This window comes from Bacillus sp. A260 (assembly GCF_009861435.1).
In the GTDB taxonomy this organism is placed as follows: Bacteria; Bacillota; Bacilli; order Bacillales; family Bacillaceae_G; genus Bacillus_A; species Bacillus_A cereus.
In genome coordinates this window covers 575,918-599,352 of record NZ_CP046398.1, presented here as the reverse complement: position 1 = coordinate 599,352, position 23,435 = coordinate 575,918, and the positions used below count along the sequence as shown (strand labels likewise).

Genomic DNA, 23,435 nt, shown 5'->3' with positions numbered 1-23,435 from the left:
GTTTATTCCTCCTTATTATCATTCATTAAATCAATAACTAACCTATAATATCGATTACTTTCTTCAAATCTCGATAAACTGGAAAAATGTTCTGCTAGTTCAACGTATACTTTCTTTAATTCTATTTTATTTCCTGCAGATTTATACAACGGGATAGCCTCATTTTCCAAAAATGCTTTATAATCTTTTGCTTCTTCAAAATATTTATATCTAAGCATTAAAAGCAAATATAATTTTGCATTAAATCTCTCTTCCTGTTTTGCTGCATCAATTCCCTTATCAATTAATGTCCTTGCCTCTTCCAATTCTTCTAATTTAATGCATACTAATGCCATTTCGTATATTGTATCTAAATAGTTTAAATCTATTTGTTTTTGAAGTTGTAGACTATCTAAATAATATTTTTTCGCTTGCTGATATTTACCTTTTTTATAATAGATACTTCCCATATTACTTAAAGTAATAGCTAATAGTACATCCTTATCAGCAAAAGATGTGGCCTCTCTCAATATACTCTCATACATTTTTAAAGCTTCTTCATACTGACCTTTTTCTGTATAACTTACCGCAATAAGGATTTGGCAATTAATTATATTTCTAAACTTATATTCACTACGAAATCCTTCTAATGCCATATTTACAAAATGAATTGCAAGATGATGAATATCTAAATGAGTATATGCAAGCGCTATATTATAATACAAGCCTGTTTCATGATACCCTTGTTCTTTGGCCATTACTTCTGTTTTTAATAAGTAATCTAGCCCATCCTTCCATCTATACTGTAAACAGCACAATAATCCTCTACTATACATATATAACAACTTCTGAAATGGAGAATATTTTTTATATACCTTCTTCAACTTATCTAATTCTTCTTCGAGTGCAGAAATATCCCTTTTCATAATTAAATAACGTGTATACAGCAGTTTATAATAATTTATAATTTCAAAATCCAACACATGCTTCATTTCACCTTGCAACTCTTCATATATACGTTCTACTTGTTGCTTGTCTAAATGAACTAGTGCATTTAACCATTCATCTAGCTTCCCCTTCACATCTTCTTCTACATCTCTCAAATCCGTCACAGCAATTTCTAGTCTTGTGCAGAGCAATTGTAGAATTTCTTCTGATGCTTCGATCTTTCCATTTTCGATTTTACTTAAGTATGAGACAGAACAAATGCCCTGACATAATTCTTCTTGTGTCATTTTTTGCTGGAGCCGTTTATAAAAGACTTGTTTGCCTATTTTTTCTAATGTTTGTTGCATTGTCCTCCTCCATTCTCATTACCCCCATTACTCTAATAATACATAAAATTTGGAGAAATATAAATTGATAAATATAAATTTTCTAAAAAATATGCATAATTTCATTTTTTTCTCTCTTGACTTCACATCAATATCTCTTCTTTGCTACGAATGGTGAAAAATTGGTATACTATAACCAAATTATGGAGGTGTTCTCGCGATGACTCATTATAAAGACGATAGTTATGCCTTACATACAGACCTATATCAAATCAACATGGCTTATACATATTGGAAAGATGGTATTCATAATCGCCGTTCTGTTTTTGATTTATATTTTCGAAAGCTTCCATTTGAGAACGGCTACGCTGTTTTTGCTGGCCTTGAGAAAATTGTAGAGTACATAGAAAATTTCAGTTTTACTGAAAGCGATATCGCTTACTTAGCAGAATTACAATTCGAAGAAGAATTCCTTCATTATTTACAAAATATGAAATTCACTGGGACGATTCGCAGTATGCAAGAAGGTGAAGTTGTATTTAATAACGAGCCTTTATTACGTGTTGATGCACCACTTGGTGAAGCACAAATTATTGAGACTGCCCTCTTAAATATTGTGAATTACCAAACATTAATTGCCACAAAAGCAGCACGTATGAAACATGCTGCAAGTAATGATGAGCTTTTAGAGTTCGGCACAAGACGTGCCCATGAGTTCGATGCTGCCCTTTGGGGGACGCGTGCTGCCTTTATTGGTGGTTTCTCCTCTACAAGCAACGTTCGTGCTGGGAAACGCTTTGGGATTCCTGTAGCTGGCACACACGCTCACTCTTTCGTTCAAGCATATCGCGATGAATACGTCGCGTTTAAAAAATACGCTGAAACTCATAAAAAGTGCGTCTTTCTCGTTGATACATATGACACATTGAAATCTGGTGTTCCAAATGCGATTCGTGTTGCAAAAGAATTTGGGGATCGTATTGATTTCTATGGCATACGTCTTGATAGTGGTGATATGGCTTATTTATCGAAAAAGGCACGAAAACTACTAGATGAAGCAGGGTTTACAAATACAAAAATTATCGCTTCTAGCGATTTAGATGAATACACAATTATACACCTTAAATCTCAAGGAGCAAAAATTGACGTATGGGGCGTTGGAACGAAATTAATTACGTCCTTTGAGCAACCTGCATTGGGGGCTGTTTACAAACTCGTTGCGATTGAAGATACTGACGGAAAATTAAATGATACAATTAAAATTTCATCTAACCCTGAAAAAATTACCACTCCAGGACTGAAACGAATTTATCGTATTATCAATCGGGTTAACGATCATGCAGAAGGCGATTATATTGCGTTAGATTCTGAAGAACCAGGAAAAGAAGAGCGCTTAAAAATGTTCCATCCAGTTCACACATATATAAGTAAATTCGTAACAAACTTTGAAGCCCGTGAACTGCATAAAGACATTTTCGTTAACGGTGAAAGAACATATGAACTACCAAGTATATTAGATATTCAAAAATATAATGAACAGAGCCTCTCTCTATTTTGGGAAGAATATATGCGAACTTTAAACCCTGAAGAATACCCTGTCGATTTAAGCCAAGAGTGCTGGGATCATAAAATGAATTACATTCAAACAGTTCGAGAACAAGTTGAAAAAAACATACAAAAGTAAACAGAGAAGTTTCCCCTTCTCTGTTTTTTCAATACTATATGGATATTTGTAAAAAATATATTAAAATAATAAGACGAATGTATCTTATTTGTAAATTTTAATATTATACTATTTTAAAGTAAAATAATATTTGATATTATTTTATTGAGTCAATTTCAACAAAATCACCAATAAAAAAGAGGACGCGGTTCGCGTCCTCTTTTTTATAAATCTTTCACTCGTAATACACGCATTGCATTTAACACTGCAAGTAGTGTCACACCAACATCTGAGAAAACAGCTTCCCACATTGTTGCAATACCAAAGGCACCAAGTAATAAAACGATCCCTTTTACACCTAGAGCAAAGATGATATTTTGCCACACTATACTTCTTGTGCGTTTTGCAATTTTTACAGCTGTCGCAATTTTTGAAGGCTCATCAGTCATAATAACGATGTCTGCCGCTTCAATTGCTGCATCTGACCCTAAACCACCCATCGCAATACCAACGTCTGCACGGGCTAATACTGGTGTATCGTTAATACCGTCACCAACGAAGGCAATTTTTTCTTTTCCGTGCTTTGCTGCATCAATTTTTTCAATCTCTTCTACTTTTTGTTGCGGTAGTAATTCCGCATGAACTTCATCTAAGCCTAATTCTTTACCAACAGCTTCACCAACTGGTTTTGCATCACCAGTTAACATTACTGTCTTTTTAATACCTAGTTCTTTTAACTTTTGAATCGCTTGTTTCGAATCCTCTTTTACCTCATCAGAGATAACAATATAACCTGCATATCTTCCATCTACAGCAACGTGAACTAATGTACCTACTGTTTCTGGTTGCTTAAATTCAATATTTTCTTTTCTCATTAATTTTGCATTACCTGCAAAAATTTCTTTTCCTTGTACTTTTACGACTGTACCGTGACCAGAAATTTCGTTATAATCATCGATTATTTTTTCATCAATTGATTTTCCATATGCCTTTCGAATAGATTGGGCAATTGGATGGTTAGAATATACTTCAGCAAATGCCGCATACTCTAATAACTCTTCACTTGTAGTGCCTTCGCTCGGTTCCATTTTTGTAACTTTGAAAACACCTTTTGTTAATGTTCCTGTTTTGTCAAAAACAATATATTTCACATCATTTAAAGCTTCTAAATAGTTACTACCTTTTACTAACACACCACTTTTAGATGCACCACCAATACCTCCAAAGAATCCAAGAGGAATGGATACAACTAACGCACATGGACAAGAGATTACTAAGAACACTAAAGCTCTATAAATCCACTCAGAGAATGTAGCTCCTTCTAAAATAAGTGGTGGAATAAACGCCATGATTGCCGCTGTAATAACTACAACTGGAGTGTAGTAACGTGCAAACTTCGTAATAAAGTTTTCCGTTGGTGCTTTTTTACTGCTTGCATTTTGAACTAAATCTAAAATTTTCGATACAGTTGATTCACCGAATTCTTTTGTAACTTCAATTGTCAACACACCGTTTTGGTTCACAAAGCCACTTAATACATCATTTCCAACTTCAACTTCACGTGGTACAGATTCACCTGTTAATGCTGAAGTATCTACCATTGATGTTCCTTCAATTACTTTTCCGTCTAACGGCACTTTCTCACCTGGCTTAACGATAATATAATCGCCAATTTGTACATCTTCTGGTGATACTTGTTTCGTTTCATTTCCAACCTTTACATTCGCATAATCAGGACGAATATCCATTAATGAAGTAATTGATTTTCGAGAGCGGTTTACCGCAATGCTTTGGAATAGTTCTCCTACTTGATAAAATAGCATTACTGCTACAGCTTCTGAGTATTGTTGAATTGCAAAAGCTCCTACAGTTGCAATTGCCATTAAGAAGTTTTCATCAAATACTTGGCCACGAGTTATGTTTCTTACCGCTCTCCAAACGATATCTCCACCTATTAATAAATAAGCAAGGACGAATAACGGAATTGTTACCATTTGTGGTAAGCCCGCTAATGCAGCAATTGCTGTCAAAATTCCGCCGACCACTAATCTCCCTACCATCTTTTTCACATTTGCTTCACCATGATCATGACTATGCCCGTGGTCATGACCGTTCTTCTCTTCACGAACAACTTTCACGTCTGGCTCTAACTTTTGAACGACATTTGTTATATTTGCTACAGTCGCTTCTAGTTCTCTTTTATTCGCAACTTCTACTCGTAGTTTCTTCGATACGAAATCAACAGTTGCTTCTGAGACAGCTGGCATTTCCTTCACTTTATTTTCAATTTTCATTGCACAGTTCGCGCAATCTAAACCTTCTAATATAAATACTTCTTTAGCAATTTTATTTTTTTGTTCTTCTTGCACTTTAATATGCGGTTCTAATTTTGTAACGAGTTGTTTTGCTTCCGTAACAACTTCGTTTTCTTTATTTTGTGCCGTTTCTAAAATCATTGTCTTTGTTGCAAAGTTTACAGAGCAAGAATTTACTCCTTCTATATTCCCAACACCTTTTTCAATTTTCATTGCACAATTCGCACAATCTAAACCTTCTAACATCAGTTTCTTTTTCACTAACGCTTCAGCCATCGTTCTCCCTCCTCGCGTTCTTTTTATTCTTCTTCGTTTACGTGTTCAAACGCTTGCTCGAAGATATGAATTACGTGCTGGTCAGCTAACGAATAATAAACAACCTTTCCTTCTTTACGATTCTTCACAAGTTTCGCTTGCTTTAACACACGAAGCTGATGCGAAATAGATGATTGTGTCATTCCTAATAAATAAGCTAAATCACAAACGCACATTTCAGCTTCAAATAGCGCATGTAATATTCTCGTACGTGTACGGTCACCTAATACTTTAAATAGTTCTGCTACTTTACTTAAACTTTCATCAGTTGGAATTGTTTGTTTTACTTGCTCTACAACTTCTTCATGAATTATCGTTTGAGAACATGTCTCTTGTGGTGTTTCTACTTTATTTCCAGCCATTATAGCTCACCTCTTTAATTGAACATATGAACAATCATTCATATATCTTATACTCTTATTATATGAGCGCCTACTCATATGTGTCAATGAAATCTGAATTTTTTTTATGAACATTCCGTTCACATTTTAATAAGTCGTATACATATTTTTCGCATCCTCTATATTCTCATACAAAAAAGGATGCACAATTCGCACACCCCTTTTTACTTACTTTTCATTTTCACCGCATCCACAATTAAAGAAACAAATCCTAACTGATTATCCCGATTTCTATGGTCAAAACGTTTCGAACGATAAATAAATCCATCTTTCTCATTCCAATCATTATAGTGAAACTTACCATTCTCATCACAGTATTCTAAGAGCCTCACTTGAAAACCTGCTGATTCAAACATGGACGTGATTGTTTTATAGTTATGAACAATTTTATGGCTTGCTGCAGGATGATCTAATGGACCAGGTCCACCTACTTGTACCCCTTGCTGATATTCTTCATCTGGAAAAAATGCATCTGGTACTGCACAACGAATATATCCATTCTCCATTAAAAACTCATAACAAATTTTTGCAGCTTCAATTCCTTCTTCATATGATAAATGCTCCCATACATGTTCTGCCAAAATTACTGATAAAGAATTAGGTTGAAATTTATCAAGCCAAGTTTCTCTCCGTAATAAGTTTAATTCTTCTTCATTCGTATGTAACCAACCAGGGTTATTATTATAACCCTCTGCTCCCACTACAACTTTTGTTTCTTCCATTTTGCTCCCACCCTTTTTTCATATTCCGACATAAAAATTCAACAAAGTAATATATATTCCCTTTATTTCAACAAAAGAAAAAGCCTTGCGCGCTCCCTAGACGCACAAGGCTTACTATACTTATATCCCTTTTAATTAAGCTTTTAATTAGCTTGTTCTAAATTATCCTGCGAACTTCCATCGTCTTTTAAATGACTATGTTTTTTCGAATAAACAAAGTATACAACTACTCCAATTGCTAACCAAGCACCGAAGTACATCCATGTTTTTAATGGTAGATTTACCATTAAGAATAGACAACATGCAATCGAAATAATCGGCAAGATCGGTACAAGTGGTACCATAAATCCACGTTGTAATTTTGGATGTGTTTTACGAAGAATAATAACTGACACACCAACCATCGCAAATGTTAACAACGCTCCAATATTCGCTAAATTCGACAATTCTTTTAAATCGATAAATCCAGCAATTAAAGCACTACCAATTCCTGTTAACCAAACTGTAAATGTTGGCGCTTCTGTCTTTTTATTAATTTTCGCGAAAGATTCTGGCAATAAACCGTCACGGCTCATCGCAAAGAATACACGTGTCGTTGCATAAATGTAAGCAAAAATTACTGCCATAATACCAATTACAGCTCCAATTGCGATTACACCTGCTACTTTATCTTGTCCTACAACTTCTAACACATATGCCATAGCTTCTGGTACATCTAATTCTTTATAAGAAACCATACCCGTCATAACGAGACAAACTACAACATAAATGATTGTACAAATGACTAACGAAGCGATAATACCAATCGGTAGATCACGTTGCGGATTTTTTACCTCTTCAGCAGAAGTTGCTAATGCATCAAATCCTAAGAAAGCAAAGAATACTGCTGCTCCCCCCGCGAAAACTCCACTTAAACCGTACGGTGCAAATGGTATCCAGTTTTCTGGTTTCACGTAGAATACACCAACTGCAATGAATAAAACAACGATACCAATTTTAATTAATACCATTATGTTATTCACGCGTTTACTTTCTTTCGTACCTCTTGATAATAACCAAGTTATAACTAATGTAACGATAACTGCTGGTAAATTCACCATACCACCTTGAGACGGAATCGTTAGCAGTGCTTTTGGAATTTCAAGCCCTAATCCACTCACTAAGTTATGGAAGTAACCAGTCCATCCGCCAGCTACTGCGGCAGTCGTTACAACATATACGGATAGTAATGTCCATCCCATTAAATGAGCTACAAACTCACCAATAGTTGCATATGAGTATGTGTACACACTACCTGAAACAGGAAGTGTAGAAGCCACCTCTGCGTAACATAATGCTGCAAATCCACAAACGATGGCTGCAATCATGAATGAAAAAATAACTGCTGGACCAGCATCTCTTGCTGCTACTAATCCAGTTAATACTAGAACTCCTGTACCAATTATCGCACCAATCCCTAGCATTGTTAGGTCAAATGCCCCTAGCGTTTTCGTCAAAGTTTTACTTTTACTTTCCCCTAACAATTGCGTAACGGATTTCTTTTTAAATAGGTTGGCCACGATGTATGCCCCCTTTTGCCAAGAAGAGCTAAGAGATCTTCACTCTTAGCTCTTATCATGTTGTTTTATATATTGTTCGATTTTGTTTTGTATAATGCTTCTATTAGCAAGATACTGTTTCTGCTTCTAATAATTCTTTAGCACCTTTGTACTCTACACCGTGAGCTTCTGCAACTGCTTCGAATGTTACATAGCCATCTAATGTGTTAATACCTTTTAGTAATGCAGAGTTGCCTAGGCAAGCTTCTTTGTAGCCTTTGTTAGCAATTTGTACTGCATATGGTACTGTTACGTTTGTTAATGCAAGAGTTGATGTACGTGGAACCGCACCTGGCATGTTTGCAACTGCATAATGAACAACGCCGTGTTTTTCGTAAGTTGGGTTATCATGAGTTGTAATACGGTCAGTTGTTTCGAAAATACCACCTTGGTCAATCGCGATATCTACAACAACAGAACCTGGTTCCATTGATTTAATCATTTCTTCTGTTACAAGTTTTGGAGCTTTTGCACCTGGGATTAATACTGCACCGATTACAAGATCAGACTCTTTAACAGCTTCTGCAATATTGTAAGGATTAGACATTAAAGTTTTTACTTGGTTTCCGAAAATGTCATCTAATTGACGAAGACGTTCTGCACTTAAGTCGATGATTGTTACATCCGCACCTAGTCCAACTGCAATTTTAGCAGCATTTGTACCAGCTTGTCCACCACCGATGATTGTTACTTTACCACGTTTAACCCCTGGAACACCTGCAAGTAAGATACCTTTACCGCCTTTGTTTTTCTCAAGGAATTGTGCACCAATTTGTGCAGCCATACGACCAGCTACTTCACTCATAGGTGCAAGTAATGGTAATGAACGGTTTTCTAATTGTACTGTTTCATATGCGATAGAAACAACTTTTTTCTCGATTAAAGCTTTTGTTAATTCTGGCTCTGGAGCTAAGTGTAAGTATGTGAACAAGATTAAGCCTTCACTGAAGTGTTTGTATTCGCTTTCAATTGGTTCCTTAACTTTCATAACCATTTCCATATTCCAAGCTTCTTCAGCTGTATCAACAATTTTTGCTCCCGCTTCAACATACTGAGCATCTGTGAAACCAGACCCTAAACCTGCACCCTTTTGAATGAATACTTCGTGATTGTTACGAATTAAATGTACAACACCTGCTGGTGTCATTGCCACACGGTTTTCGTTGTTTTTAATTTCTGCTGGTACCCCAATACGCATAATGAAATGCCCCCTTATAATTAACAGAAAAAAGAGATTCTTTTTTCTTTTTGTAATAATTAATAACTTATGTCCTTATTCTAGCATAACTTAAAAGTTATGAAAACGCTAACATATCATTTTCCTAAAGTTTTTATATTTAGAATAGTGTAAATATATAAAACATTGATTCTATTAGGGGTTTCGTGTCATTCCATTATCTTTCACTCTATTTTTATTATACTGCTTCAAAATAAACAGCAATCATTTATTATTTGACAATAATTTAACAATGTAAGAAACCTAAGCGATAACGTATACATATACAGTTATTAATTTACTCAATACTTTAGAGATATATTCTTTTCACAAAAAAACAGCTGCTAGCATTTAGCTAGCAGCTGGGTAACTTATAAATAACTTAGAAAATAAATCATCTGTCGTTTCAGTAATTTTATCAAACAGATCACTTTCTTCCGCTTCTTGCTCTTTTAACATCTTAATTGTTTCACGTGCATCTTCAGGGTAATCGGTTATAATACCATCTACGTTTAACTTATAATATGCCTTTAAATTTTCCATATCATTTACTGTCCATACGTAAATTGGTTTGTTTAACTTCCTTGCTTCTTTTACTAATTTCTTATTTAACATATATTCTTCTGCTACGTAAAAGTCAGCCTTCACATTCTTTAAGTTAGCTCTACTTGCATACAGTATATACCCTACTTTTATATCTGGATTTGCACGCTTAAACTCTTTAATAAGTGGATAGTGTAACGTTTGAATTACACATTGCTTCTCAAATTCATTATCTTTAATCGTTTTTAAGACTTTGTTTACAAAATCTTTTTCGCCCCCATGAAGCTTCACTTCTATATTAAGTTTGATTTTGCCATTTGCTAGCTTAATGATTTCATCAAGTGTACTTATTTGTCCTGAAAGTCCATCTTGACTAAGGGTAAGCTGCCTTAACTCCGCCATCGTTAAATCTGACACATGCACATTAGCATTTGCGAGACGTTTCAGCTTCAAATCATGTATAACCGCTAGCTCACCGTCTTTCGTTTGTAATACATCTATTTCAGCGTAGTCTGCTTTTGCATCAATAGCACCTTGCACAGCTTCTTTCGTATTTTCTACGCCTTTTGATATATACCCGCGGTGCGCCATAATAATCGGTTCTTTATACGAATTTGAAATAAACGTTACAATGAAGGCAACGACCATTCCCGCAGTAATAATCCCTACAATGTATACGCCAATGAATTTCCAACGATGTTTTTGGAAGAAACATTTATCTGCTTTCGTTTTCGAATAATCTAATCCTTCTTCTAATAAAACATCCTCAACTGGAACCTTTTGTAAGTATAATCGCGTAATCGCCATAATATAAAATGGCGTCACGATAAAGCTGAATAAATACAATGTACTCGTTAAAAATACAGAAATCGTTGATTCAGCTAATAATGCAAATGTTCCTTTCGGGTTTGTAAATTCATAAACACCCCATAGGCACAATAAATACATTCCCAAAAACATGACATATACAATTCCAATTGAAATAAAAAATCCTACTAAAAAGAATAGTACTTTAAAAAAGCTTTCCTTTACTAAAGTTGCACTTTTACGTGCTGCCACGCGAAATGGTTTTTGCTCTAAAACAACAATAGGTAGAACGAAAATCCATCTAAGATTCAAATACGCGACTACAGCAAAGAACGTGTAATAACCAACTTGTCCCATCGTTGTCTTAAACAGCTCTCCTGTAATAAAGTTAGGAATTTGAATTTGCGGGATTAATGCCGTTTCATATCCCATATTTAAAAGAGGCAACAATACGACAGCATATAAAATAAATCCTGGTAAGCAATATGTGAAAAGAGTAGGTAAATACGTTACCGTTTTATATAAAATCGGACGTAATTTCACCTTCTGTCTTTTATGAGCGAAATACGAAATAATAATAAGCACCGCAAATTCTGTAAAGATAAGAAACAGTGCTAACAATGATAAAATTACGATTGCTAAGATGCCATAAGGCGTCTTTAAAAACGCTAATAATTCATCATTTGTCGCATTTGCATAACCACCAAAATACAATAACTTATTAAAAATGATTCCAAATAGCGGAACAAACACAATCGCTGCTAATAATTTATAAGCAAGTTGAAAAGTTAATACATTCCAAAAGGCAAATTTAACTGTTTGAAAGGAATGTCTCATTACTCCTGGTATAGATAGTTTTTTACGGTGTTGCATATATTCCTCCAAATTCTAAAACGGTATTTGAGATGGATTCCATATTTCCAGTTCTAATCCATCTTTTTAATAATAATATATTCCGCTTAACATGAACACACTTATACATATAATGAAAAAAGTGATGGCTACTTCCCATCACTTTTTCATTTATTCTATTTTTTCTCTAGCCCTTGTCCAAATGCTTTCAAGAAGCTAAAACCGAATGTAATAGCTCTATTGATATCTGGATCTTTTAATACTTTAAAGAAATCCATCACTTTTGTTTTTTTACCACTATTTAATTCATCTGTTGCAAATTGCAATCCTGTAACTAAACTTGACGTAATTTGCTTCGTTATTTCTGGGTCAACTGAAGATAACGCTTCTCCTGCCCCCATCATATTATTTAACGCATTTTTAACGGGTTCACGATTTAATTGCTCCACAGCGATTTTTGAAACATCTTCCTTCGCAGCAAGTAAACTAATTGCCGCATCTAATATACCAGCCTTCTGCAACTGTGCTAAAAGCTGCATCGTTTCTTCTACTGCTTCACGATTATTAGATAGCTCATTTAGAAGTTCATCTGCTACTTGCTGTTTCTGTTCTTCCTCTGTTACAACTTTCTTTTTAATTACAGTAATTTCTTTCGCCACTATCTCCGCCCCCTAGTCCACAAGTGATACGTATTGTTTTCTTTGCCATTTTTGCTGGATTTCAACACCGTTTTGCGGATTACGCTTTTTATCTCTCGGGTTTGAAGATGGTAACGGACGATTCCCTTTTTCACGTAGTACACGCATCTTTACCATCGTTTGTTTGTACGCTGGTGTACACGTATAAAGATCTGTCGCCGTTCCAGTTAAAATATTGATTGCCTCTTCATTTACCGTTGCATGCATCGGTAAATATAGCTCTTTCCCCGTTACACGCTCTGTAACAAGTGCCTGTACTTTAATTTTCCCAAATGGTGATGCTAATTCTACAAGGCCACCATCTTTCACATTGCGCTCTAGGGCAAGTTCAGGCGAGATTTCAACGAACACTTCAGATACTTTAGATAAAATACCAGCCGATTTATTCGTCATATTCCCTTCGTGGAAATGTTCTAACATACGACCATTATTTAAAAGTAAATTATACTCATCTGGCGCTACAACTGGTGGTACCCATTCATCTAATGATAGACGAGCTAGTTTATCCGGGAAGTTAAATCCGTCCACATATAATAGCGGTGTATCGCTACCATCATGGCTACCCCAACATAAACTATTCCATCCTTCTAAACGATCGTATGTTGCCTGAGAATATAAAGGTGCAAGCGATGCAATTTCATCCATGATTTCACTTGGACTTTCATAATTCCAGTCCCCGCCAAGCGCACGAGCTACTTTTTGTAAAATCCACCAGTCTGGCTTTGAATCACCAAGCGGCTTCAATACTTCATATAATCTTTGAATACGGCGCTCTGTATTCGTAAATGTTCCCTCTTTTTCTAAGCTTGGTGCTGCCGGTAAAATAACATCAGCAAAACGAGCTGTTTTCGATAAGAACATATCTTGAACAACAAGGAAATCTAAATTCGCTAAAATATGTTGTACATGGTTGGCATTCGAATCTACTAAAGCCATTTCTTCACCCATAACATACATACCACGCAGTTTTCCTTCATCTGCCGCAAGTAACATTGCAATATTATTTAAGCCTGGTGCTTTCGGAATTGTAGTACCGTATGCTTTTTCAAATTTCGCACGGAGCGCATCATCTGAAACCGCTTGGTAACCTGGAAGCCAGTTTGGTAATGTTGCCATATCACAAGCGCCTTGTACGTTATTATGTCCGCGTAATGGATATGCTCCTGCACCAGGACGACGATAATTACCCGTAACAAGCAATAGATTTGAAATTGCTGCTGAAGTTGTACTTCCTCCAGTATTTTGCGTTACACCCATTCCCCAAAGTACACAAGTACCATCTGCTTCATATACCATACGAGCCATTTCTTTCAGATTTTCTTTCGAAATCCCCGTAATCTCTTCTGTATAATCAAGCGTATACTTTTCTACCATTTTGCTATATTCATCAAAATTCTTCACATTTTCAGCTATGAACTTTTTATCGTGCCAATCTTGATCAATAATATATTTCGTAATACCAGCGAGCCATACATAATCAGTTCCTTGGCGCGGATGAATGAATAAATCCGCACGCTCTGCCATTTCATGTTTACGAAGATCCGCCACAATTAATTTTTGGTCATGTAATTTATGAGCACGTTTTACACGCGTTGCAAGTACAGGATGTCCTTCTGTTGGATTTGCTCCAACGATAATGACAAGGCCAGCTTCCGCAATATCTTTCACTGTTCCAGCGTCTCCGCCCATACCGACAGTTTTAAATAAACCGTCTGTTGCTGGAGATTGACAATAACGGGAACAGTTGTCTACATTATTCGTTCCATATATTTGACGGGCTAATTTTTGCATAAGATAATTTTCTTCATTCGTTACTTTTGAAGAAGAAATAAACCCAAATGCATCACTGCCATATTCTGATTTAATATGCTGCATATTGGATGCAACAACTTCAAGAGCCTCTTCCCATGAAGCTTCAACAAACATATCTCCTTGGCGAATTAATGGCTTTGTAATTCGATCTTCACTGTTTACAAAATCCCATCCAAATTTGCCTTTTACGCATGTGGAAATACCGTTAACCGGCGCATCTGAAACAGGCTGTACTTTCAAAATGTGGCGGTCTTTCGTCCATACTTCAAATGAACAACCTACACCACAAAATGTACAAACTGTTTTTGTTTTATTCACTTTCGTCTTACGCATCGCAGCCTCTACTTCTGAAACTGCTAAAATACTACTATATCCAGGCTCTACATCCTTTACAAAATCAATCATCGGATCTAACACATCCGGTTTCAATCCAGTCATGAATCCAGCTTCACCTAACATTGATTTCTCCATCAACGCATTACATGGACATACTGTTACACATTGCCCGCAACTTACACAAGATGAGTCATTTATACTTACACCATTGTCCCATATAACACGTGGACGGTCTAAGCTCCAGTCTATCGATATAGTTTCATTCACTTGTAAGTTTTGACATACTTCTACACACTGTCCACAAGCAATACATTGATTTGGATCATATCGATAAAACGGATGTGACATATCCACTTCACACGCACTTACTTTTGGCTCATACGGATATTTCTGTTCCTCAATTCCCATCATATGTACTGTATTGTGGACTTTACAGTTACCATTATTGTTATCACAAACGGTACAATACAGTAGATGATTCTCTAATATTCGATCCATTGCCTCAGTCTGTGCCTCTTTTGCACGCTGGGACTGTCTTTCGATATGCATACCGTTCTCTAATTTCGTTGAACAAGCACGCAATAACTTTCCATTTACTTCTACAATACACGTATCACAAGTTTGAATTGGATCTACTTCTGGTACATGACAAATTTGAGGATGTTCCAAATTACTCTCGTTAAATAATTGTAGTATCGTCTTTTCACCTGATGCAGAAAATTCTTTACCATCGACGGTTACACGGACTGTCTGTTCTGCCATAGTTTCCCCTCTCCTTACAACCAACTGTACAACACAATCATGAATCCGTTTTCAAAATCGCATTACTGTACATATTTTTGAAACGCTCTACCCAAATACTTTCTTATGAAGTCGATTCTAGATGTTATAAGGTATAACTACGAAAGCTTGAAAATATCACTATTCTACAGTTCTATTATATCGTACATATACAATAATAACCAAAATAATCTGTGATCTTCTTGTTAATAGGTGTTTTTATTTTTCCCATTGTTTTATGATAAATGTGGGAGAGAAATACATATAAAAGGGGAATTAAATATGGGGCCTACGCAAGAGACTTATACAATTGTACGTTATCAATCTGGTACATTTTCAAAACAACTTGACGAGATTGTTACAGAATCTCCTATTACTATTAAATTGAATGGTGAAGAATATGTAACAGTCGTATGCACACCAAATTATATTGAAGATATGGTAATTGGTTTTTTAATTTCTGAGGGGATTATTTCTTCCTATAACGATGTTGAAGAAATATGGGTTCAAAAAGATAACGGAATTGTCCATGTAAAATCATCAAAAGTGAATCCGCTCTATCAAACTTTATATAATAAACGATACATCACTTCTTGCTGCGGAAAAGGTAGACAAGGTTTTATTTTCGTAAACGATGCGGCAAAAGCAAAAGACTTACATGATATACATGTAAAAATTACTCCTGAAGAATGTTTTTACTTAATGAATACTTTACAACAATCTTCCACTACCTTTCGCCAAACTGGTGGTGTTCACAATACCGCGCTATGTGATCGAAATAATATCCTTCTATCAAGAATGGATATCGGAAGACATAATGCATTAGACAAAATATACGGTCATTGTTTACGCAATGATATATCTGTTAAAGGAAAAATTATCGCATTTAGCGGACGTATTTCATCTGAAATTTTACTCAAAGTTTCAAAAATCGGATGTGAAATTGTTCTATCTAAATCTGCCCCAACAAAACTAGCATTGCAACTTGCCCATGATTTAGGCATTACAGTCGTAGGGTTTATTAGAAATGACTCTTGTAATATTTACACACATCCAAAACGAATTGATGGCTATCAATCCAATGTTTAAAAAATACCTCCTCAATCGAGGAGTTATTTTAGTTATAAAAATGTAACATATTAAACACTTGAATAGTTAATAAAGTTAATATATAATTTCATTACATATTAAAAAACAAAACATTGTAGCATATATCTTTTCATTCTTTTACAAATTAAAAGAGACTGCTAACAAAACACATACACACTCTTATAAAAGTAATGGATTTATTTTATTTGAAATCGACCAAGGAGGTTACAACTATGGAAATTCGCTTATTAACGACAGAGGACGCAGAAATATATTTAAAAGTTTGTATGGAAGGTTTAACGAAGAACCCGGAAGCTTTTAGCTCTTCCTATGAAGACGTTTTGAAACATGAGGATCCTGTAGCTGCTATGGCAAAACGATTAAGCAATCCGGATAAGTATACTCTAGGGGTCTTCAAAGATGATGATTTAATCGGCATTGCTACTTTAGAAACAAAGCCTTTTATTAAACAAGAACATAAAGCAAAAATCGGTTCCGTTTTCGTTTCCCCAAAAGCGCGTGGCCTTGGAGCAGGACGAGCTCTTATTAAAGCAATTATTGAAAATGCCGATAAATTACATGTAGAACAACTTATGCTCGATGTTGTAGTTGGTAACGCTGGTGCAAAAAAATTATATGAATCATTAGGTTTCCAGACTTACGGCGTACAAGAGCGTTCATTAAAACATAACGGTCAATATTGGGACGAGGAACATATGGTTCTGTTCTTAAATGATTAATACTTCAATATAGTTTTCCAAAAGCATCTTTTTATTAAGAAAGATGCTTTTTTCATTACAACAATGTAATCTTCATGTCACCTTTATCGATCGTACCAAACCTTTCCATTCATTATACTAAAAATATAAAGTGAAACTTTACTCAGTGGGGAACTACATCCCACGCTGATCGCATGTACTTGATATGTAGAGGAGAATGTGACATGAAACAAAACAAACGAGCTATGCTTTTAATATTTACTACAGCAATTGTAACTTCTGGATTAGCAATTTTACCTTGGTTTATTATATGAACACTCCCCCTAACAATGAAAAAAGCTGATTGCTTCTTAAGAAGCAATCAGCTTTTTTTATATTATAAAATCCCCAAAATTTTATTTACGCAACTTATAATAATAACCATAGATACGGCAACGCACATGACAACCGTATTACGATCTTGCTTTTCTTTTTTTGAAATTTCTTCTTTTGAATTCATGTGTATGATCTCCTTTAAAAAAAAGTGTGAGATAGGAAATTTTTCTTATCCGATGCGAGGTGAATACGAAAACCCTCTCTATCTCACATACACAATAGAATGGAATTGTCATTTTATAAATAAAATGACATGACGTTATGTCGCAACATAGGGTATTTTGTGTCGCTACGTTTTCTATTATAAAAAATAGTTGTGCAAAACTAGTGCATTTTTTATGTCAATTACTCTGAGCGAAAAAATCAGCCCTCCATTCAATCACATAAAAAGAGTTTTTTATTATTTTCATGTAAACTATACAAGTAGAATGAACAGTTTGGGGTGCACAAGATTATGGTAAAAATTTTATTAGTAGACGATGAAGAACGTATGTTACGATTATTAGATCTGTTCTTAAGCCCTCGCGGCTATTTTTGTATGAAAGCTACCTCTGGCCTTGAAGCACTAAAATTAATCGAACAAAAAGAATTCGATATTATTTTATTAGATGTTATGATGCCAAGTATGGATGGATGGGATACTTGCTATCAGATTCGTCAAATTTCCAACGTTCCTATCATTATGTTAACAGCTCGCAACCAAAACTACGATATGGTGAAAGGCCTCACGATGGGCGCAGATGATTATATTACAAAACCATTTGATGAGCATGTATTAGTCGCACGAATCGAGGCTATATTACGCCGTACAAAAAAAGATGGCTTTGTTAGTTTCAATGGTATTGAGTGGGATAAAACGAAACATACTGTCACAGTTTATGATGAAAAAATCTCATTAACTCCTATCGAATTTTCGTTACTCGGACTATTTTTACAAAATACAAACCGTGCTTATAGCCGAGATGATTTAATCGAAAAAATTTGGGGCTATGAAACAGATATCGAATATAGAACAATTGATTCACACATTCGTAATATCCGTGATAAACTACGCAAAAAAGGATTTCCTATTGAAGATTACCTAGAAACGGTCTATAAAGTCGGATATAAATGGAAAAGTGAATAATTACTTCGGTCAGTGGGAAATCGTATACCACTGACTCTTTATTATGAATAAGGTATGGTGAAAAAATGAGTAAACTTTCCCTTAAAATTGGGACATACTTTTTAATATTAGCTTTATGTATTGAAACAATTGCTTTCGTATCTTTTTATAAAAGCCTTTCAAAAATGCGTATTGTAGAGGAAACAGATGCTCTTTTAGAGAAAGGTAATCGCTATAGTAAAAAAATTAAAAGCCGCGAGAGACGGGATGAATATTATAAAGAAATGAAACACGCTGAACATAATAAAAATCCTAAACGTCCTGTGTACCCTGAGTTCGATATTACGAATGAGGCTGCACACTTAGTTGAATCGGAATCAATTTCTAACTCCGATATAGCTATCATTATTACTGACCATAACGGCAAAATTATTTCCACCTCAGAACCCGTAACAAAAGATATGCAAAAACAACTTACTTGTAAAACAGAAACTGTCCCAGACGGCGGATTGGTCGTTGAAAGGAACTGGAAAAAATCAAAGTTCATCACAACAGTAAGCCCACTTAACACAACAAAGTTTCAAGGAAAGCTATATATGTTATTAAAAACATCTTTCCTAGAAAATATGTTACTTAAACTCATGAACCAATTTCTTATCATTAGCGTTTTAACAATTATTTTAACAACAATTTCTGTCTTTGTTTTTTCACGCGTTATTACAGAACCACTTGTAAAAATGAAGAGAGCGACAGAAAAAATGTCAAAATTAAACAAGCCAATTCAATTAGGTATTAAACGAAATGATGAACTCGGAAGTTTAGCAAAAACAATTGAAGATTTATCGAGTGAACTTACGTATATGAAAAAAGAGCGCAATGAATTTCTCGCTAGTGTCGCTCATGAACTATTAACTCCATTGACCTATATGAAAGGTTATGCGAAGGTAGCAAAGAGAGACTCTTTAACAAAAGAGGAGCGAGAAGAATACTTACAAATCATTGAGGATGAAACGGATAGTGTAACCGATCTCGTCCAAGATTTATTTATGCTTGTACAATTAGAACAACACCAATTTGTTATAAAAAAACAAAAAGTGCTTCTTCAGCCATTTTTAGAACGAATGGTAGAAAAAACAAAAACAACATTAACAAATAAGCAAATGCAACTTCATGTATATTGCAAAGATGATTTAGAAGTTTGCATAGACGAAAGACGTATGGAACAAGTTATGTTAAATTTATTACACAACGCTTATCAACATTCGCCAGAAAACACATCCATTACGATACGTGTACTCATGGAAACAGATTCTTTTACAATAAGTGTACAAGATGAAGGTGAAGGTATTCCTGAAGAAGATATCCCGCATATTTTTGACCGTTTTTATCGTGTTGATAAATCTAGAACACGAGCTACAGGTGGAAAAGGCATCGGGCTAGCTGTTGCAAAAGAAATTGTAGAATTGCATAACGGTTCTATTCTAGTAACAAGCCAATTAGGAGCGGGAACAAACTTTATAATCGAGCTACCTTTTGAATAATATGCGTGTGAAAACACCAGTAGTAGTAAACACTACTGGTGTTATTTTGTTCATAAAAACAGCTCATATAAGCTAAGCTTTTGAAATTATTCTTATTTCAATATAAAATAAAGGTACATTTGCAAAGATTTGGAGGGTGATATAATTGGATATCCATGTATTAACAAAAGACGAAGCAGAAATTTACTTAGAACTTCGCGTAGAAGGATTAAAGCAAAACCCTGAAGCATTCAGCTCTTCTTATGAAGATATTATTAATAAAGAGTGTGCGATTGAATATAAAGCACAAAAATTAGCACAAGATGAAAACTATACGCTAGGTGCATTTAAAGATGGAAAATTAATCGGGGTTGCAACACTGGAAACGAAACCATATGTAAAACAAGAACATAAAGCTAAAATCGGTTCTGTATATGTATCTCCAAAAGCGCGCGGACTTGGAGCAGGAAAAGCACTTATTAAAGAATGTCTTGAGCTTGCTAAATCTTTAGAAGTAGAACAAGTTATGCTTGATGTTGTTGTTGGCAACGATGGAGCGAAAAAACTTTATGAATCATTAGGTTTTAAAACATTCGGTGTACAAGAACGTTCATTAAAATATAACGGACAATATTGGGACGAAGAGCATATGGTCTTATTCTTAGATGAAAATAAATAATAAAAAACATCCTCATGTTTGGAGGATGTTTTTTACTTTATTGTAAACCATGCCGTGTGTAATAATTGAATCGCTTTCGCAATTTCTTCCTCTGATAATATCGCAAACCCAAGTAAAACTACATTTTCAGGTGCAGTATCGTCTTTATAGTACGTAGACACAGGATATATTTTGATACTATGTTTCGCAGCTTCTTGAATTAATTCTTCTTCCCGCATTCCATTATGCACTTTTAATAAAATGTGTAATCCTGAATCTTCTCCTATCACTTCAACACGATTAGAGAAATACTTCTCTATTTCAAAAACAAGTCGATCTCTCTTCTTTCGGTAGACGACACGCATTTTATGAATATGTTTTTCCCAATAGCCTTCATTTAAAAATCTTCTAATCACTTCTTGGTCCATTCTTGAAACACTTTGTGTATAAAATAAATATTGCTGTTGATACTTTTTAATTAATTTCTTCGGCAACACCATATAGCTCATCCGTAGCGATGGTAATAATGCTTTAGATAGCGTCCCCATATAAATAACTTTCCCCTCTGTATCTAACCCTTGCAGCGCCGGTATAGGCTTTCCAGAATAGCGAAATTCACTATCATAATCATCTTCAATAATATACCTGCTCTCTTCTTTCTTGGCCCATTGTAAAAGCTGCATCCTTCTCGTAATAGGCATAATCATTCCATACGGAAACTGATGGGAAGGTGTAACAAATACAACATTCGCATTGCTATTTTCTAAATCTGCAATACAAATTCCATCTCTATCTAAAGATAACATTTGGACTCTTGCTTCTCCCTGTTCAAAAACAACCATCTTTCTATGATACCCTGGGTTTTCAACTGCATAATTGCTTCCCTTTAACAATTGAAACAATAGTTTCACTAATATTTGTGTTCCCGCTCCTAATACAATTTGACTAGCTGAACAACGTACACCTCTAGATTCATACAAATAATTCGTAATCTCTTCTCTTAAGCTCGCTTCTCCTTGAGGGTGTCCTAGAAAGAGAAGTTCGTTATTATGCGGCTGCCATATTTCATTTACAATTTTCCGATACATATTGAATGGAAAAGCATTTGTATCAATTCCTGTTTGTGTAAAATCAAATTTATAACTCTTCTCCTGAAACGGTACTTCTTCTATTCTCTCTCCGCTATCCTCTACATGAGCCATTTGCTCAATCTTGCATACAAAATAACCTTTTCTCGATATCGACTCAATATAACCTTCTGCAAGTAATTGTTCGTACGCTGCCTCTACTGTATTTTTACTTACTTGTAAATGTATCGCTAACTTTCGCTTAGCCGGTAATTTCGTAAAAGGGACAATCGATCCATCTTTAATTTCTTTTTTTATATACTCATACAATTGCACATACAATGCCTTTTTACTATTCATATTTAAATTAGGCGTTAATTCTAACATAATATCTGACCCCTTAATAAAACTAAAATCTGATACTTTTTACAGTACCAGAAGTTATATATAATTCCTTTTATCATGTCACACATAAAAAATCAAATACTGGAGAGGAGAAACATGATAATGAACAATGGTAGACGTATCGGACTCATTATGATTATTACAGGGGCTACATTATGGGGATTATCTGGTCCAATGATTCAGTGGCTATTTCAACATACTAATGTATCCTCAATTGATTTTTTAACAATTCGATTGTTGCTTGCAGGAATATTTATTTTGTCTTTCTTACTTATAAAGAAACAAAACATATTTCAAATTTGGAAACACCCTAGATATTCTATACAACTTATTATTTTCTCTATTCTCGGCATGCTCGGTGCGCAATACGCCTTTATCGAAACGGTTCATATTAGTAATGCAGTCACAGCAACGCTATTTCAATTTCTAGGTCCTGTTCTTATTACCATGTATGTTGCATTTGAACAAAGAAAATTCCCTGCTTCCATGCAACTATTCGCAATTATAGCCGCGCTAATAGGAACATACTTTATTATTACAAATGGCTCAATTGAAAACATTGTTTTATCCAAAGAAGCTATTATTTTTGGACTATTAACAGCAATCGGATTTGCATTTTATACCCTTCATCCGGCTTCTCTCATTAAAGAATGCGGGACAACTGTAGTAATTGGTTGGGGGATGTTAATCGGAGGAATTGCACTACTTATTTATAATCGTTCATTCGGGTGGAATCAATTTTCACAAACCCTTACACTAAAAACTTTTTCTATGCTTATTCTTATCATTATTAGTGGTACCCTTTCTTTCCTTCTATATATCGGTAGTCTTAAATATTTAGCAGCAACAGAAACAAGCATTTTATCTAGCATTGAACCCCTTGTAGCTGCCATCGTTTCAATCACTTGGCTAAATGAATCTTTTGGAACATATCAATTATTAGGCGGCGTATGTATCGTTCTGTCCGTTATTTTTTTGACGATGCCTCAAAAAGAAACCGAACCAACCTATACAACGGAACAAATATAAAATGAAACTTTAATTAGTGGGGACTATCTCCCACTAATTATTAACCTACACCAATCGGGCTTTTACGGGATAAAAATGTCAAAAGAGGTCGTACAAAACTTACGACCTCTTTTTATACTTTAAAGGAATTGTCCCGCCTTCTAGCAAATACAATTAC

General features: G+C 35.0%; 18 protein-coding genes. 7 read left to right on the top strand and 11 right to left on the bottom strand.

The features are described 5' to 3' along the window. Positions 1 to 2 precede the first annotated feature (2 nt). Positions 3 to 1,274 carry a tetratricopeptide repeat protein gene (locus GD442_RS03040; protein ID WP_001187961.1) on the bottom strand — a complete coding sequence of 424 codons (1,272 nt, stop codon included), beginning with the start codon at positions 1,272 to 1,274 and terminating at the stop codon, positions 3 to 5. 199 nt (positions 1,275 to 1,473) lie between these two features. On the opposite strand from GD442_RS03040, the gene GD442_RS03035 reads away from it, so the two are divergent. After that, entirely contained in the window at positions 1,474 to 2,937 is a 1,464-nt protein-coding gene (locus tag GD442_RS03035) for a nicotinate phosphoribosyltransferase (RefSeq protein ID WP_000150182.1), read from the top strand. 203 nt (positions 2,938 to 3,140) lie between these two features. On the opposite strand, the gene GD442_RS03030 is transcribed toward GD442_RS03035, so the two are convergent. The 8 genes from GD442_RS03030 to fdhF all read right to left on the bottom strand — a co-directional run bounded on the left by GD442_RS03030 (position 3,141) and on the right by fdhF (position 15,293). Beyond that, the gene (locus GD442_RS03030; protein WP_000796569.1) at positions 3,141 to 5,507 is read right to left on the bottom strand and encodes a heavy metal translocating P-type ATPase; all 2,367 of its coding nucleotides are present in this window, start codon (positions 5,505 to 5,507) and stop codon (positions 3,141 to 3,143) included. A 23-nt stretch (positions 5,508 to 5,530) separates the two neighbouring features. Next, on the bottom strand, positions 5,531 to 5,908 hold the full coding sequence (locus GD442_RS03025) for an ArsR/SmtB family transcription factor (RefSeq protein ID WP_000918378.1): 378 nt from the start codon (positions 5,906 to 5,908) through the stop codon (positions 5,531 to 5,533). Between the two features lie 203 nt (positions 5,909 to 6,111). After that, the gene (locus GD442_RS03020) at positions 6,112 to 6,669 is read right to left on the bottom strand and encodes a class I SAM-dependent methyltransferase (RefSeq protein WP_000393177.1); all 558 of its coding nucleotides are present in this window, start codon (positions 6,667 to 6,669) and stop codon (positions 6,112 to 6,114) included. Positions 6,670 to 6,812: 143 nt separating this feature from the next. Then, entirely contained in the window at positions 6,813 to 8,228 is a 1,416-nt protein-coding gene (locus tag GD442_RS03015) for an amino acid permease (protein WP_001284893.1), read from the bottom strand. Positions 8,229 to 8,331: 103 nt separating this feature from the next. Next, the gene (gene ald / locus GD442_RS03010) at positions 8,332 to 9,465 is read right to left on the bottom strand and encodes an alanine dehydrogenase (protein ID WP_001219742.1); all 1,134 of its coding nucleotides are present in this window, start codon (positions 9,463 to 9,465) and stop codon (positions 8,332 to 8,334) included. 369 nt (positions 9,466 to 9,834) lie between these two features. After that, positions 9,835 to 11,706 carry a glycerophosphodiester phosphodiesterase gene (locus GD442_RS03005; RefSeq protein WP_001164716.1) on the bottom strand — a complete coding sequence of 624 codons (1,872 nt, stop codon included), beginning with the start codon at positions 11,704 to 11,706 and terminating at the stop codon, positions 9,835 to 9,837. 155 nt (positions 11,707 to 11,861) lie between these two features. Continuing rightward, entirely contained in the window at positions 11,862 to 12,344 is a 483-nt protein-coding gene (locus GD442_RS03000; RefSeq protein WP_001040540.1) for a helical membrane plugin domain-containing protein, read from the bottom strand. A 12-nt stretch (positions 12,345 to 12,356) separates the two neighbouring features. Then, positions 12,357 to 15,293 (bottom strand): formate dehydrogenase subunit alpha, encoded by a 2,937-nt coding sequence (fdhF, locus tag GD442_RS02995; protein WP_000840664.1) that lies wholly within the window; start codon positions 15,291 to 15,293, stop codon positions 12,357 to 12,359. A gap of 300 nt (positions 15,294 to 15,593) precedes the next feature. Between fdhF and fdhD the strand changes: the two genes are divergently transcribed. Both fdhD and GD442_RS02985 read left to right on the top strand, forming a co-directional pair. Next, a complete protein-coding gene (fdhD, locus tag GD442_RS02990) occupies positions 15,594 to 16,400 on the top strand; it encodes a formate dehydrogenase accessory sulfurtransferase FdhD (protein ID WP_000529233.1) in 807 nt (268 codons plus the stop codon). A 233-nt stretch (positions 16,401 to 16,633) separates the two neighbouring features. After that, the gene (locus GD442_RS02985; RefSeq protein WP_000405868.1) at positions 16,634 to 17,140 is read left to right on the top strand and encodes a GNAT family N-acetyltransferase; all 507 of its coding nucleotides are present in this window, start codon (positions 16,634 to 16,636) and stop codon (positions 17,138 to 17,140) included. A 355-nt stretch (positions 17,141 to 17,495) separates the two neighbouring features. On the opposite strand, the gene GD442_RS28240 is transcribed toward GD442_RS02985, so the two are convergent. Continuing rightward, positions 17,496 to 17,618, bottom strand: coding sequence for a hypothetical protein (locus GD442_RS28240; protein WP_001085006.1), 123 nt, complete (start codon positions 17,616 to 17,618; stop codon positions 17,496 to 17,498). Between the two features lie 330 nt (positions 17,619 to 17,948). Between GD442_RS28240 and GD442_RS02980 the strand changes: the two genes are divergently transcribed. The 3 genes from GD442_RS02980 (at position 17,949) to GD442_RS02970 (ending at position 20,798) form a co-directional block, all read left to right on the top strand. Next, positions 17,949 to 18,620 carry a response regulator transcription factor gene (locus tag GD442_RS02980; protein ID WP_000238957.1) on the top strand — a complete coding sequence of 224 codons (672 nt, stop codon included), beginning with the start codon at positions 17,949 to 17,951 and terminating at the stop codon, positions 18,618 to 18,620. A 65-nt stretch (positions 18,621 to 18,685) separates the two neighbouring features. Next, entirely contained in the window at positions 18,686 to 20,140 is a 1,455-nt protein-coding gene (locus GD442_RS02975) for a HAMP domain-containing sensor histidine kinase (protein WP_000041024.1), read from the top strand. Between the two features lie 145 nt (positions 20,141 to 20,285). Next, complete coding sequence (locus tag GD442_RS02970) at positions 20,286 to 20,798, top strand: GNAT family N-acetyltransferase (protein ID WP_000351212.1); 513 nt, start codon at positions 20,286 to 20,288, stop codon at positions 20,796 to 20,798. A gap of 32 nt (positions 20,799 to 20,830) precedes the next feature. Here the strand turns inward: GD442_RS02970 and pdxR are convergent, their stop codons facing one another. Beyond that, a complete protein-coding gene (gene pdxR / locus GD442_RS02965) occupies positions 20,831 to 22,231 on the bottom strand; it encodes a MocR-like pyridoxine biosynthesis transcription factor PdxR (RefSeq protein ID WP_000891872.1) in 1,401 nt (466 codons plus the stop codon). Positions 22,232 to 22,351: 120 nt separating this feature from the next. On the opposite strand from pdxR, the gene GD442_RS02960 reads away from it, so the two are divergent. Beyond that, a complete protein-coding gene (locus GD442_RS02960; RefSeq protein WP_001059054.1) occupies positions 22,352 to 23,278 on the top strand; it encodes a DMT family transporter in 927 nt (308 codons plus the stop codon). The last annotated feature ends 157 nt before the right edge of the window (positions 23,279 to 23,435 follow it).

What these genes read in the sequence shown, in the direction of transcription:
- fdhF (WP_000840664.1), bottom strand. Translation starts at nt 15,293, where the DNA reads ATGGCAGAACAGACAGTCCGTGTAACCGTCGATGGTAAAGAATTTTCT.
- pdxR (WP_000891872.1), bottom strand. Translation starts at nt 22,231, where the DNA reads ATGTTAGAATTAACGCCTAATTTAAATATGAATAGTAAAAAGGCATTG.
- GD442_RS28240 (WP_001085006.1), bottom strand. Translation starts at nt 17,618, where the DNA reads ATGAATTCAAAAGAAGAAATTTCAAAAAAAGAAAAGCAAGATCGTAAT.
- GD442_RS03040 (WP_001187961.1), bottom strand. Translation starts at nt 1,274, where the DNA reads ATGCAACAAACATTAGAAAAAATAGGCAAACAAGTCTTTTATAAACGG.
- GD442_RS03025 (WP_000918378.1), bottom strand. Translation starts at nt 5,908, where the DNA reads ATGGCTGGAAATAAAGTAGAAACACCACAAGAGACATGTTCTCAAACG.
- GD442_RS03020 (WP_000393177.1), bottom strand. Translation starts at nt 6,669, where the DNA reads ATGGAAGAAACAAAAGTTGTAGTGGGAGCAGAGGGTTATAATAATAAC.
- GD442_RS02975 (WP_000041024.1), top strand. Translation starts at nt 18,686, where the DNA reads ATGAGTAAACTTTCCCTTAAAATTGGGACATACTTTTTAATATTAGCT.
- ald (WP_001219742.1), bottom strand. Translation starts at nt 9,465, where the DNA reads ATGCGTATTGGGGTACCAGCAGAAATTAAAAACAACGAAAACCGTGTG.
- GD442_RS02980 (WP_000238957.1), top strand. Translation starts at nt 17,949, where the DNA reads ATGGTAAAAATTTTATTAGTAGACGATGAAGAACGTATGTTACGATTA.
- GD442_RS03030 (WP_000796569.1), bottom strand. Translation starts at nt 5,507, where the DNA reads ATGGCTGAAGCGTTAGTGAAAAAGAAACTGATGTTAGAAGGTTTAGAT.
- GD442_RS03035 (WP_000150182.1), top strand. Translation starts at nt 1,474, where the DNA reads ATGACTCATTATAAAGACGATAGTTATGCCTTACATACAGACCTATAT.
- GD442_RS03005 (WP_001164716.1), bottom strand. Translation starts at nt 11,706, where the DNA reads ATGCAACACCGTAAAAAACTATCTATACCAGGAGTAATGAGACATTCC.
- GD442_RS02960 (WP_001059054.1), top strand. Translation starts at nt 22,352, where the DNA reads ATGAACAATGGTAGACGTATCGGACTCATTATGATTATTACAGGGGCT.
- GD442_RS02985 (WP_000405868.1), top strand. Translation starts at nt 16,634, where the DNA reads ATGGAAATTCGCTTATTAACGACAGAGGACGCAGAAATATATTTAAAA.
- fdhD (WP_000529233.1), top strand. Translation starts at nt 15,594, where the DNA reads ATGGGGCCTACGCAAGAGACTTATACAATTGTACGTTATCAATCTGGT.